The sequence below is a fragment of the Pseudoalteromonas sp. KAN5 genome (genome assembly GCF_022846535.1).
Taxonomy (GTDB): Bacteria; Pseudomonadota; Gammaproteobacteria; order Enterobacterales; family Alteromonadaceae; genus Pseudoalteromonas; species Pseudoalteromonas haloplanktis.
Genome location: NZ_AP025589.1, coordinates 3865622 through 3879524 on the forward strand (window position 1 = coordinate 3865622; position 13903 = coordinate 3879524).

Genomic DNA, 13903 nt, shown 5'->3' on the forward strand with positions numbered 1-13903 from the left:
TACTTTGAATAGACGTTTTTCCGTGGCACCTATGCTGGATTGGACTGATCGCCATTGCCGTACTTTTCATCGTAAAATGACAAAACACGCGGTGTTGTATACTGAAATGGTGACAACTGGGGCCATTTTATTTGGCCGCGGTGATTATCTACATTTTAATCATCATGAAAACCCGGTTGCTTTGCAATTAGGTGGCTCTGATCCAGACGCGTTAGCTAAGTGTGCAAAGCTTGCTGCTGAGCGCGGCTACGATGAAGTCAACCTTAATGTTGGTTGTCCATCAGATCGTGTTCAAAATGGTCGTTTTGGTGCGTGTTTAATGGCTGAGCCACAACTGGTTGCTGAGTGTGTTGCGGCCATGAAGGCAGAAGTTAATATCCCAATTACGGTAAAAACACGTATTGGTATTGATGAGCAAGATTCGTATGAATTTTTATGTGCATTGATAGAAGCTAGCCATAACGTTGGCTGTGACGATTTTATTATTCATGCTCGTAAGGCATGGCTAAGTGGTTTGAGCCCGAAAGAAAATCGCGAAGTACCGCCACTTGATTACCCACGAGTTTATCAATTAAAGAAAGACTATCCACAACTTGACCTGAGCTTAAATGGTGGTGTTAAAACGATCGCTGATAGCCTTGCCCATTTAGCGCATATTGATGGCGTAATGATAGGTCGTGAAGCTTATAGTAATCCATTTATTTTAAGTGAAGTAGACGAAAAAATTTATGGTGAAAGTGCATGCACTTTGTCTCGTCATGATGTGGTGCGTGCTATGTATGATTATATTGAAGATGAAATGCGCCAAGGTGCTAACTTTTGGCATATTGCTCGCCATATGCTGGGGATTTTTCAAGGCCAACCCGGTGCGCGAGGTTATAGACGCCACCTTTCAGAACATGGTCATGGCAAACAGGCTGATTTGTCAGTGATGGATAAAGCACTTAGTTTTGTTCCCGAATAGCAGTACCTTTTTAAATTAAAAAGCCACTTTTTAGTGGTTTTTTTGATCCTAAATAATGGTTAAAAAATCATTTTTTTAGTCAAATTAACTTATGCATATTCATTTCAGAGTCAGTTTAGTCTTCACTTTTTAAGTGTATCCTTTTGTTTTTTATTGTTTAAATTTTAATTTTTGTCACTTGGCACAAGTCTTGGAATCACCTTGTTGTAATCACCCATAATCAACAGGAGAAAATCATGGGCTTAATTAATCGTGTTAATGATCTAATTCAATCAAACCTCGTTGCTGTGTTAGATAAAGCAGAAGATCCAGAAAAACTACTCAACTTATTAATTCAAGAAATGCAGCAAGCATTGGATGAATGCCGTACTACTGCCGCGACAATACTCTGTGAACAAAAAGCGTTACAGCGCCAGCAAACTGATAAAAAAACGTCGATAGCACAATGGCAAGCAAAGGCTGAGTTAGCGGTCACTAAGGGGCGTGATGATTTAGCCACTGCAGCACTTAAAGAAAAGCAACGTGTTGCAACTGAGTTAGCTGCGATTGAACCAGAGCTTGTTAAATTATCAGATTCATTAGCGAAGTTACGTGATGACGCGCAGCGTTTACAAGACAAACTGAGTGCGGCTAAAGCTAAACAACGTAGCTTGGCGCAGGTTCATCATGTTCTAAATGCTCGTGTGCGTGTTAATCAACAATTAAATAGCGATAAAGTTGCGCATGCACTTGCACGCTTTGATGTTATTGAGCAGCGTGTGGAGTCAATTGAAGCACAAGTTGACGCCTATGATGTAACGGCAAAGCAGCATTCAACTGCAGAGCAGATAGATGCATTAGTAAAAGATGAAGCGTTAGATAAAGAGCTTGCAGTGCTTAAAGCTAAATTGCAACAAACCGCTTAGGAGTAATAAACAATGAATACATTTAATCATGCTCGTTGGAGTAAAGATCCGTTAAATAAAAAAATATCGGGTGTATGTAGTGGTTTAGCACGCAGGTTCGACTTTCCTATTTGGGCGACTAGGCTTGCTACAATCGTGCTTTTTATTCAGTTTCCTGTTTTTATAGGTGCAGGTTACTTAATTGCTCATTGTTGTTTAGATAATAAAGTGCACTAGGGAAGAGCCATGAAAATTATTGCATTTTGCTTATTGGTTGTGTTGTGCATAGCATTTAACCCATTTGAAGTAGGGCGATTTGATTCATGGCAGCTACCGCTATGGATTGCAGACTTAAGCTGGGTTGGTATTGAGTTATTTGGTGCATTAGTGGCGGTGATCGTTGTAATCGCTTTGGTTGCGCTGGTGAGTGTTGGCTTGCTTGGTGCGGGTCTCATTGTAGGAGTTGGTGTGATATTAGCCTTGCTTTTTGGTTCTTTAATGATTGCTTGGCCATTATTGCTTATCGTTTGCTTGTGTTGGCTTGTTGCGGATAACCAAAAAGTGGCTTAATTTGGGCCACTGAAATAATCTTAAATGCTAATTTAGCTGACTATTTTTTCGTAAATATGCTAAATTTAGCACTTAAACTTGATTCTCATAACAAGGATCGAAATGTCTCTTAAGCCATTACTTACTTTGCTCTCATCTGCTATTTTTGCAATAAGCTTTTATTCTTCCGAGTTATTTGCTCATACAGGACACCAACATGAAACTGTAAATAAAGTGGTTGTTAGCAATGCTCAAGTGCGAAATTTTTTACCTGGAAGTAAATCCAGCGCTGGCTATTTAACACTAGTAAATCATGGTGATACAACCATTGAGCTAACAAAAGTGACTCTTGATGGCATGGGGCGTGTTGAGGTTCACGAACATCAACATGTTAATGGTATGATGAAAATGCAAAAGGTAGATATGCTACAGATCAAGGCTCATCAACAACTCGATTTTAAGCCTGGTGGTTATCATTTAATGGTTTTTGAGCCTGAAGAGCCATTAAAAATAGGGCAAGAACTCAAACTCACGCTATATTTTAGCAATGGAGATCGTGTATTTACTCAAGCAACGGTGGTTTCATTAGAGAGCCAAATTGAAGAAGTGCCACAATCTCAGCAGCATACACATCACTAGGAGGTTAAATGTCACAGCATAAAGGGAAAATTATCACTGGGCTAATAGTAGTCTTTATTATTTTTTATACCATATCGGTTTATTGGAGCGTTGAACCAAGTCGCGTAAATGTAATTACTCAAGCAAAGCAAGAGGCGCAGTTGCGTGGAGAGAAATTTGTTACCGGCTATACAACCACCTCAGCGTTGATTAATGTTGCGACTACCTTATTAAATAAACCGGGCGGTTACTTATCGAATGATATGATGCCGCCAAGTGTGTTGATGGACAATATGCCGGCATGGGAATACGGTGCACTTGAAATGACTCGCGATTTAGCACTGTCGATGCGTAAAGATTTTAGCCGCTCACAGTCACAGTCAACCGAACATGAAGCTTTAAAAAAAGCGCAACCACAATTTAATATCAGCTCAGAAGCCTGGGCATGGCCAAGTGCTGAAAGTGAATATCAAAAAGGTATCGATTTTTTAATTGTGTACCGAACTCAAATAGCCGATCAAAATGCTCGAGAGAGCCAGTTTTATGCACGTGCTGATAATTTACGTGGCTGGTTAAAGGAGGCTGAAAAGCGCCTCGGTAGTTTAAGCCAGCGTTTAAGTGCCAGTGTTGGTCAAGAGCGCTTAAATACCGATTTAGCCGGTGATAAAGAAGCGCATCAAGCAACTTATGCCCCATTACAAAACCAAGTGAAAACCTCTTGGTGGAAAATTGATGATGTATTTTATGAGTCACGAGGAGCTACTTGGGCTTTATTACATTTTTTGCAAGCAGTGGAATATGATTTTGCAGATGTATTAGAGAAAAAGAATGCGCGAGTAAGCTTACAGCAAATTATACGTGAACTTGAGGCAACGCAAGAAACAGTGTGGAGTCCTATTATTTTAAATGGCAATGGCTTTGGTTTTGTTGCAAATCATTCATTAGTAATGGCAAATTATATCTCAAGAGCCAATGCGGCTCTTATTGAACTTAGCGAACTTTTAGCACAAGGATAAAACATGAAAAAGTACTGTTTAGCTGCCGCCCTTTCTATGGCCTGTTTAGCACCAGCGGCACACGCTGATACTTTATTAGGCTTATATGTTGGTGTTGATGGCTGGCAATCTGATAACTCAGGTAGCTTTGCTGATCAAGGCAATATGCAAGATTTTGATTTTGAAGATGAAACCTTCACTAGCTATTATGCGGCGCTTGAACACCCAATTCCGTTAGTACCAAACATTAAATTAAAGTATACCGAACTTGAGCTCAATGGTTCTGCACTTCTTGATGAAAGCTTTGTATTTGGTGGCACTACGTTTACTACAAATACTCAAGCCAACACCATCAGTGACTTATCACATATCGACTATATTCTTTACTATGAGATTTTCGATAATGACTTAGTGTCTATTGACTTGGGTGTGAATGCTAAGCAGTTTGATGGCGATATTATTGTTTCGGGTACTTCAAACGGCCAAGCAACAACTGAGACAGTAGATTTTTCAGGCTTTGTACCACTTGTTTATGGTCGTGCTGAAGTAGGCTTACCATTAACCGGATTAAGCGTATTTTTTGAAGGCAGTTTATTAGCGATTGATGATAGCAAAGTGCAAGATTACCAAGCGGGTATTGCGTGGGCTTTACTTGATAACCTTGCGATTGATTTAGATATCAAAGCGGGCTACCGTCAAATGACTTTAGAACTAGATGATATTGATGATCTATATACTAATATCGATGCATCAGGTCCATTTGCAGGCGTACAAATTCACTTCTAATTTGTTAGCTTTTACGTGGCACTGTTATTTATTTGCGTGCCACGTTACTTCAAACTCCTCTTCAAGCGCACTGCTTAATAATTGTTTATAAGCTTTATTTATGGGCGTGTTGATTAATTTTCGTAATTCATCACCTGTCTGCGTAAATTTATAATAACTCAGTACTAAATCGTTACTTTTGGGCTTAAGTGCTATTCGCTGGGTTAAAAAGGTTAGGTTTATTTCTTGGCCTGCTTTTAGCGCCGCAGACTCAATTTCTTTACGATAAATTAGGCCAATATCCATTAAGGTTAATATATCTGGAAAGCTGATCCCAGCTTTGCCTAAGTTAAAGGACACTTTATTGCCTTTGCGCAGCAAATCAAATAATGAGGGTTTTTTGTAAAAGCCTAATAAAATTAAATGACTGTGATCTTTTTCGTTATAGCCACAAAGTGCGGTGCACTTTTGCAGTGCATCTGCTTCGCGTTGGGTCATTTGCTTTAGTGTTTGTAAGCTTTTAATTGAAAACGTACCTGGGGATACCGTTTCTCCGGCTAAAATTTTTGCCCATAATTTTTGCATTGATTCATTAGCAGTGTCTTCACACAGTGCAATAAACCGCTCAACCCAATCACTGTCAGGTTGGCCATTACTGGTGACATCAGGGCAAAAGTCCATTGCCATGGCCATAATAGCTTCAATATTTTGCTGTTGTTTGACTAGTAGTAATTGTTGGCGATGTTGTGCTCTGCCGAGTGTAGAGTTATCACTATTTACTTGATAGGGGAGCTTACTTTGTCCTTGTGGACCATAACTGTCGTCACTGGTGCTGGTAAGGCGAGTTGAGCTGGTTTTACGCATGGAGTAACCGAGCTTAGTTTCAATAATATGAGCGAGATTAATTTTTGCTTGGGCTGTTTGAATCGTCATTAGCGTTCTCTAACTCTGGTATTGTTTGTAGTTGTGCTGTCGTTTTTAGGTTATTAAGTCCAAGTCTTAAGGTGTTTTCTAAGATGTATTGGCTAAAGAGTGCTAAATAGCCTCCAAAAATTGGCGTGGTAACTTCGCCGGATAACGTACATGTCACTAAATTGCCATTGTCTTGTGGTGAAAAAGAAACTTGTCCGGTAACAATATGCTCTTCATTAAATAAAATATTAAAATCAATTTTAGTATGGCTTATATTGGTAATGGTCATTTCACCAAATCCCCAGCTACTTTGCCAAAATTGATGAGCCCCCACCCCTGAATTTGGTTCACCAAGAGTGAAAACAATACTTGGGTCTACTTTTTGCCAAGGTGACCAACTTGACCACTTTGTAAAGTCGCTGATCAAGGGGGCTATGTTTGTTTGCGTAGCATGTATTGTAATGCTTTTTTGAACTTGGTATTGCTGGGGCAATAGCAGCCCAATTACTAAAAGAATCAAAGCAATAAGAAAAATAAATTGAGTAACTCTGGGTAAAATTTTAATAGCTATTCCTTAGGTGATAAATTCCACTGTTGTACCATGAGGCATTGAATGTTGACTATAATCTGTCTATCAAGCTTCATTATTTATCAACATTAGTACTGTATCATAAGCTAAATAGTGATAACTTATTAGTCAATAGTTGGATAGTCTCAATATTAAATGATAGCGCGGGATATTTGCATTTAAAGGGTTTGGAATGACGTCAGAACACAATGATTTTTTGTTTGCTAATCATGAAGAGGAACTTCATGCGGAAGTTGTGCCTGTTGGGTATTGGGATGTTTTGATTGTTGATGATGATCCTGAAATTCACACTGTTACTGAATTAGCACTTTCAGGGGTTAAGTTCTGGGGGAAAACATTGCGTTTTCATCATGCTTACTCTGGTGTTGAAGCGGTTGAAGTATTAGCTAATACTCATAATGTGTCGGTATTGCTGTTAGATGTCGTGATGGAATCAGATGATGCGGGGTTAAAAGTCGTTAAAGAAGTACGCGATACGTTGCAAAACCATAATGTACGTATCATTTTACGTACAGGGCAACCGGGTTACGCGCCTGAAGAAAAGGTTATTCGTGAATACGATATAAATGATTACAAAACGAAAACAGAGCTTACTCGCAGTAAATTAGTGACATCTTTAGTGACCGCTATTCGTTCGTATGAACAAGTTTGCCAACTTGAATACCAAAGCAAAGCGTTAAATAATATTCTACTGGCCTCTAAAGCTATATTAGGTTTTACCGACATCAAAGCTTTTACGATGGCGGTGATTAAGCAACTCTCGGTCATTTTAGATTGTGCACCAAGAGGGGTTGTGTGCGGCAGTTTGGATGACAGTCATCAAGTACGAGTGTTAGGTGGCTGCGCTGAGTTTAGCGCCTTTATTGGTCAAGGTATTGAGCAATTAGATGATGGACGAATAATTCTTCAGGTACAAAACTGTTTTGAATTTGGCGAACATCAACACACCGAGCATGACACGACATTTTTATTGAAGAGTAAGAATCGCCAAGCGGCTATTTATTTAGAGTATGTCAGTCAGCCAAGCTTAACCCAACTACAATTTGCTGAAATTTTCTTAACCAATGTCAGTGTAGGATTAGATAATGTTAGGCTATTTAATAAACTCAGAGATGCCGCTTATAAAGATGTACTGACAGGGCTTGCGAATAGAACGGACTTTATTGAACAGATTGAAAAATACCATCGCTTAAATAGTAATGAATACATATTTGTTTTAATTGATGTCGCACACTTTTCAGATATCAATAATGGACTAGGCCAAGAAGTAGGTAACCACTTACTTATTGCAATTGTTGAACGGCTTAAACAAGAGTACCCACAGGCTAAATTACTGTCTCGAATTGGCGCCGATGTATTTGGCTTTTTAATTGCCCGTGATGAATTTAATTTAAATATATTGCGGGAAAACTTAAATCTTCCTTTTACTGCTGCAGAGCACTTATTACCGGTTAATTTTAAAATTGGCTTATGTGAACAGCAAGACTTCCAAGCCACGGGTATCGAAACACTAAAACTCGCCTATATAGCACTTAACCAGTCTAAACAAGGTAAGTTAGGTAATGCTGTTTATTATACGCCTGATATGGAAGAGCAAATGACTTGGCGACTAGGAATCATTCGCCAGCTGCGCCAAGATTTTGAAAATAGTAAACTAGAAGTATGGTATCAGCCGCAATTGGCTTTTAGTGATTTATCCTTAATAGGCTGTGAAGCGTTACTGCGTTGGCCGTCGGGTAATGGTAATTATATCTCCCCAGCAGTTTTTGTGCCGCTGGCTGAAGATGCAGGATTAATTGTTGATATTGGTCAATGGGTGTTAGAACAGGCTTGTCAGCAACAAAAGCGTTTAGCTGCGCAAGGTGTAGAAATACGTATTGCAGTGAATGTGTCGGTGCCGCAATTTAAGGTCAAGGATTATGCCCAACAAGTCAAAGAGACGTTATTAAAATATCAGGTTAACCCCAAAAATATTGAATTAGAAGTCACTGAAAGTGTGGTGATGGATGAGCTTAGTGTGGTGATTGATACCTTAAATGAGCTTAAAGCGTTTGGTGTTGAAGTGGCCATTGATGACTTTGGTACGGGTTTTTCATCATTGAGCTATTTGCAAAAGTTGCCATTAGATCGATTGAAAATCGATCGAGCATTTATTAAAGATCTTCCTGATCAAGACGACGGCGCGATTGCTGCGTTAGTGGTTGCATTGGGTGCTAAGCTCGGTTTAAAAACCATTGCTGAAGGGGTCGAAACACAAGCACAAGCTGACTTTCTTAAGCAATTAGGCTGTGATGAAGTACAAGGTTTTATGTACGCTAAACCAATGCCAGAAGTTGAGCTTATTCAGTATATTGAAAACAAAAAGTAGCAAGATTATTGGAACTATCGGCTATCATCGTAAATAGTTAATATCGCTTGGGGATTAATTCGAGTATACTTTGCGACCTTTTTTAAAGCAATTGGTTACTTTTTATGAGCGCACTTAAAGCCAAGCGAGCGTTATTCTCATATCCCAAATATTGGGCTGAGTGTTACGGCACAGCTCCATTTTTACCTACAACACGCGAAGAGATGGACGCCCTTGGCTGGGATAGCTGCGATATAATCATAATAAGTGGTGATGCGTATGTTGATCACCCAAGTTTTGGTATGGCCGTAATAGGTCGCGTGCTAGAAGCGCAAGGCTTTCGGGTTGGCATCATAGCGCAGCCTGACTGGCAGTCAAAAGATGCCTTTATGGCACTTGGTAAACCTAACTTATTCTTTGGTGTTACCGCTGGTAACATGGATTCGATGATCAACCGCTATACGGCTGAAAAGCGTATGCGCCACGATGATGCATACACGCCGGGTAACATTGGTGGTAAACGTCCTGATCGCGCGGTAATGATTTATTCGCAAAAATGTCGCGAAGCTTATAAAGGCGTACCTATTGTTATTGGTGGTATTGAAGCAAGCCTCCGCCGTATTGCCCACTATGATTATTGGCAAGAAAAAGTGCGCCGCAGTATTTTATTTGATGCCAAAGCCGATATTTTAATTTACGGCAATGCTGAACGTCCGTTGGTGGAAGTTGCGCACCGTATTGCTGCAGGCGAAACCATGGATACCATTCAAGATATTCGTGGTACAGCGGTTATCCGCAAAGAGCCATTACCTGGTTGGCGTGGTAGTGATTCAACAGCAATCGACAAAATTGGCAAAATTGATCCAATTCCTAACCCTTATGGGGCGGATGATGTAGGCTGCAGTAAAAGTGAATTTAAACAAGCGGGTATTGATTTACAAGCTGAAGCTGCAAAACCAATTACAATTCAGCCAGCACGCCCTAAGCCGTGGGAAAAAACCTATGTTAAGTTACCTGCATTTGAGCAAGTAAGCGTTAACAAGCCGTTATACGCCCACGCATCACGTATTTTACATCAAGAAACCAACCCAGGTTGTGCGCGTGCCTTATTCCAACGTCATGGCGATCGTTCAATTTGGGTAAACCCGCCAGCGTATCCACTGGAAACGCATGAGATGGATGCGGTATTTGGCCTGCCTTATCAACGTATTCCACACCCAAGTTATGGTGATGCGAAGATCCCCGCATACGATATGATCAAAACCTCGGTTAATATTATGCGGGGCTGTTTTGGTGGTTGTTCGTTCTGCTCTATCACAGAGCATGAAGGGCGGATCATTCAGAGCCGTTCGCAAGAATCGATTATTGATGAAATTGAACAAATTCGTGACAAAGTACCGGGCTTTACGGGGGTTATTTCAGATCTGGGTGGCCCAACCGCCAACATGTATAAACTGCGTTGTAAGAGCAAAAAAGCAGAGAGTACCTGTCGTCGCCTATCGTGTGTTTACCCTGATATTTGTAAGCATATGGATACTGATCACACGCCAACAATTGAGTTATATAAGAAAGCCCGTGAAGTAAAAGGGGTGAAAAAAATTCTCATTGCTTCAGGTGTGCGTTACGACTTGGCAGTGCAAGACCCACGCTATGTAAAAGAGCTCGTTACGCATCATGTTGGCGGATATTTAAAAATAGCCCCAGAGCATACTGAAGATGGCCCATTATCAAAAATGATGAAGCCAGGCATGGGCGCCTATGATCAGTTTAAAGAACTCTTTGATAAGTACTCAAAAGAAGCGGGTAAAAAGCAGTACCTTATTCCTTATTTTATCTCTGCACACCCAGGGACAAAAGATGAAGATATGGTAAATATGGCGTTGTGGTTAAAAGAGAATGATTTTAAACTTGATCAAGTGCAAAATTTTTATCCATCCCCTATGGCGAACGCGACGACGATTTATCATACTGAAATGAATTCGTTACGTAATATTAAAAATAATACTGAGCAAGTTGCTGTACCTAAAGGGGCACGCCAACGCCGCTTACATAAAGCGATATTACGTTACCATGATCCAGCTGGTTGGCCGATGATCCGCGAAGCTCTTCGTAAAATGGGTAAAGCTAAACTCATTGGTAAGGGGCCTAATTGCTTAGTACCTGAAGAAACCCGCGATGAAAAATCGCTTAAAGCAGGTAAGGGAGGGCGTCCAGCACTGAGTCGCCATACTGGTTTTAGTCAGTTTAAAAAAGCGAATACTAAGCCGAGAGTAGGCGGCAATCGCCAACGGGCAAGGTAGTTTTTCGGCCGCTTAAGTTAAAACGCCCAGCATTTGCTGGGCGTTTTCGTTTATGGCTTATAACCTTATTCTTCTATAAACGCTTCACCTTCCGTCATCCACTTAGTAGCAGGCTTGCCTTTTAAGTAGTGATCAAAGTACTGCATCATACGAATTGAAAAATCCACTTGGTTTGGAAATTTCTTTAAATGATGCGGTTCACCTTCGTATTGCAAGAATGTAGCGTCTTTACCTGCACGGCGCAGCGCTAAATAATACTGCACACCTTCGTGCCATGGTACAGCGTCATCTTTATCTCCAAACATAATCAAGATAGGGGTATTTACTTTGTCAGCAAAAAACACCGGTGAATTTTCAATATACAGCTCAGGCGCTTCAAACAAGGTTTTACCGATGCGGCTTTGCCCTGTCTCATATTGGAACTGACGCGCAAGGCCTGATTTTAACCGAATACCACTGTAAGCACTGGTCATGTTAGACACTGGTGCACCCGATACAACCGCTTTAAACATGTCGGTTTGAGTGATCATAAAGGCACTTTGGTAACCTGCCCATGAGTGGCCTTGTAAGCCAATTTTATCCGGATCCGCAATACCTAAATCAATCAGTTTTTGGGTCGCGTTGATCATGGTTTGGGTTGATGATTTACCGGGATGACCAATTTCAAAGCGAATATCTGGTAAGAAAATCGCATAGCCGTTTGAGGTAAACATGGGGAAGTTAGGGCGGTGGTTTAACTCCATTTTAGGGAAATCATACATGCGTTGACTCATATAACGATAAAAGTACACCACTACTGGTACTTTATCGCCTTTTTTATAGCCGGCAGGTTTAATTAACACACCTTGTAAGTCTTCACCATCAAAGCCCTTATAACTAATTAGCTCCGGTTCTTGTCCCCATGCAAAGTCATTAACTTGTGGATTTAAGTTGGTAACACGTTGTGGTTTTTTAAAGCTAAAATCAGTTTGATAAAAATCAGGGAACTGCTGATAAGTTTGCTCAGTAAATAAGTACTTATCTGCGTGCTTGGCTTTTTTCACTACATCAAAACGTTTTTGACCGCTTAATACTTTACTTAGCGAGTTATCGGTAAGCTTAAGTTTGACTATTTCAGTTTGTTTTTGCTGCAAATTTGTTGCGCTAAGTAGTAAAGTTTCATCTGACTTAAAGCCAACGTGGTCTTTATCAAGTTTGATAACTCGATATTGAGTATTGATTTCTTTACCATTGGTTAAGCGAGTCGCTTTAAGAGTGTTAACATCAAACACCCAAATATCATATTTACTATATACCAATACTTGACTGCTATCGTTAAGCCAGCCAGCAACACCATAACCTGGCTGTGCTGATGGGTAATCGTGTTGGTCATCTGCAAATGTTGCTTGAATCGCTTTTGTTAAGGTGCTGACTTTATTGTTGTTTAAGTCTTTTAGTTGTACTTGGCTATTTTCAAAGTAAGTCGCGTATTGCCCACTGGGTGACAGGCTCGGTCTAAACGGGTAATCGTTGATAATTGCTTTTCGCTCACCTGTTTGTACATTCACAGCGTAGTAGTCGGCAAAAAAACCACCGTACATAATGCGTTCAAGGTAAGGTAAATTCGATGAACCAAGTAATGCATCTCGACTATTAGTATTGAGCGCCAGACTCGGCATACTTGTATCACTTAGCTGGGCAACCTGTTTGCCATTAAGGTGGTAAACTGCTTGGTAATGGCGATTTTTATTAACCTCATTCCATTGTTGTTCTTCACGAGGTTTGATTTCGGCGTCGTTATTGTGCCAAACATTTAGGCCTTTTTGGTCGCGGATAGTATCGTAGTCAAATAGCGAGGCTTGATCTGTGTATTTCTTTGCTGTAATTTTTTCTGCTAGCTTAGGATGGTTCTCAAAATATAAGCGCTCACCGTCTTCAGACCAGCTCAATTTTGCTGTTTTGCCGATAGTCCAACTTTTCTCTGGTGAAGCTATATCTGTAAGCAGTTCGTTTTGCCACAGTTTGAGTTGATGATCGCGACGACGCATATCGTCATTCACATAATTACCCAGCGTGAAAGCGGCGATATTCTTAGTTGGGTGCCAAGCAATTTTATTTGCAACAACACCTGGTTCATCAATTAATACACTTGTTTCAAACGTACTATTTAATGAAATTAACGCTACCTGATTATCGCTTCCATCTGAGTAGCTTTGACTGACAAGTAGCTCGTTGCTTGATGCATTAATAGCGTAACTAAACACGCTATTTACAGTGTGAGTTGTTTCATCTTGTAAATTTACAACCACTAAATCAAATGTTTTGTCTTTCTTATCAGGTTTGATTTCACTTGATTTATCTGTGCTATTTGCGTTATCAAGGTCTTTACTTTCATCGTCTTTATTAGTTTTTTCATCTAATCGATAGGCTAACCAGTTACCATCATCAGAGAGCTGGTAGTCCTTTATGTTTTCAAAAGTTTGTTGCTTGCCGGTAGTTGTATTTACTAAGACCAGATTGTTTTTTAAGCTGTCTTTCTTTTTTGTGGTCTCTTTTTCAAGCAAGGTAGGTATTTGGGTAAATGCTACCCAGTTGGCGACTTTATTGATTTGAGGTTGAGTGCCACGCTCAACTTCAGCGAGTAATTTATTATTGTTTAACGTATAAACTAAGCCCGTTGCATCGCCACGATAGGGTGTTGAGCTAAAGCTGAGTACTTTACCGTCTTCTGATAATTGGGTATTTTTGGCTGACTTGAAATCGAATACATCTTTAAATTGCAGCGCTTCTTTTGCGTTTACAGTGGCGCTACTTAGACTGGTAACCAGTGCTATGCTGAGCAGGGAAAGTTGTGCTTTCATTAGTAGTTCTCTTTTTGTTTCATCAATCCCATCATAACGAGTTTGTTAAACAATTCGAGTAGATACGATAAGTGCACTAAAAAGGAAGTTAAAAGTAGCAAGTGGCAAGTTACAAAGTAGGAACTAAACTTTGTTCCTGT

The 13903-nt window shown here is 40.2% G+C and carries 12 protein-coding genes; 9 read left to right on the plus strand and 3 right to left on the minus strand.

What is annotated here, in order from left to right; genetic code table 11:
- The first annotated feature begins 31 nt into the window (after positions 1-31).
- The 7 genes from dusA (at position 32) to KAN5_RS17375 (ending at position 4796) form a co-directional block, all read left to right on the plus strand.
- The gene (gene dusA, locus KAN5_RS17345; protein ID WP_016708408.1) at positions 32-964 is read left to right on the plus strand and encodes a tRNA dihydrouridine(20/20a) synthase DusA; all 933 of its coding nucleotides are present in this window, start codon (positions 32-34) and stop codon (positions 962-964) included.
- A 236-nt stretch (positions 965-1200) separates the two neighbouring features.
- Positions 1201-1869, plus strand: coding sequence for a PspA/IM30 family protein (locus KAN5_RS17350; RefSeq protein WP_138555946.1), 669 nt, complete (start codon positions 1201-1203; stop codon positions 1867-1869).
- A gap of 12 nt (positions 1870-1881) precedes the next feature.
- Positions 1882-2085 (plus strand): PspC domain-containing protein, encoded by a 204-nt coding sequence (locus KAN5_RS17355; RefSeq protein WP_016708410.1) that lies wholly within the window; start codon positions 1882-1884, stop codon positions 2083-2085.
- A 9-nt stretch (positions 2086-2094) separates the two neighbouring features.
- Positions 2095-2418, plus strand: coding sequence for a hypothetical protein (locus tag KAN5_RS17360; protein WP_016708411.1), 324 nt, complete (start codon positions 2095-2097; stop codon positions 2416-2418).
- A gap of 102 nt (positions 2419-2520) precedes the next feature.
- Positions 2521-3036 carry a copper chaperone PCu(A)C gene (locus KAN5_RS17365; protein WP_016708412.1) on the plus strand — a complete coding sequence of 172 codons (516 nt, stop codon included), beginning with the start codon at positions 2521-2523 and terminating at the stop codon, positions 3034-3036.
- An 8-nt stretch (positions 3037-3044) separates the two neighbouring features.
- The gene (locus KAN5_RS17370; RefSeq protein ID WP_244390164.1) at positions 3045-4031 is read left to right on the plus strand and encodes a DUF2333 family protein; all 987 of its coding nucleotides are present in this window, start codon (positions 3045-3047) and stop codon (positions 4029-4031) included.
- Between the two features lie 3 nt (positions 4032-4034).
- Positions 4035-4796: a TIGR04219 family outer membrane beta-barrel protein gene (locus KAN5_RS17375; RefSeq protein WP_138555944.1), complete on the plus strand. Its 762-nt coding sequence runs from the start codon at positions 4035-4037 to the stop codon at positions 4794-4796.
- A gap of 24 nt (positions 4797-4820) precedes the next feature.
- On the opposite strand, the gene KAN5_RS17380 is transcribed toward KAN5_RS17375, so the two are convergent.
- Both KAN5_RS17380 and KAN5_RS17385 read right to left on the minus strand, forming a co-directional pair.
- The gene (locus KAN5_RS17380) at positions 4821-5708 is read right to left on the minus strand and encodes a TIGR03899 family protein (protein ID WP_016708415.1); all 888 of its coding nucleotides are present in this window, start codon (positions 5706-5708) and stop codon (positions 4821-4823) included.
- On the minus strand, positions 5677-6180 hold the full coding sequence (locus KAN5_RS17385; RefSeq protein WP_308700768.1) for an SRPBCC family protein: 504 nt from the start codon (positions 6178-6180) through the stop codon (positions 5677-5679). Before KAN5_RS17385 ends, KAN5_RS17380 begins: the two co-directional genes overlap by 32 nt.
- 268 nt (positions 6181-6448) lie before the next feature.
- On the opposite strand from KAN5_RS17385, the gene KAN5_RS17390 reads away from it, so the two are divergent.
- The gene (locus tag KAN5_RS17390) at positions 6449-8644 is read left to right on the plus strand and encodes an EAL domain-containing protein (protein ID WP_244390165.1); all 2196 of its coding nucleotides are present in this window, start codon (positions 6449-6451) and stop codon (positions 8642-8644) included.
- A 104-nt stretch (positions 8645-8748) separates the two neighbouring features.
- The gene (locus KAN5_RS17395; protein WP_016708418.1) at positions 8749-10923 is read left to right on the plus strand and encodes a YgiQ family radical SAM protein; all 2175 of its coding nucleotides are present in this window, start codon (positions 8749-8751) and stop codon (positions 10921-10923) included.
- 65 nt (positions 10924-10988) lie between these two features.
- Here the strand turns inward: KAN5_RS17395 and KAN5_RS17400 are convergent, their stop codons facing one another.
- Positions 10989-13763, minus strand: a complete 2775-nt coding sequence (locus KAN5_RS17400) for a prolyl oligopeptidase family serine peptidase (RefSeq protein ID WP_244390166.1) — start codon at positions 13761-13763, stop codon at positions 10989-10991.
- Between the last annotated feature and the right edge of the window lie 140 nt (positions 13764-13903).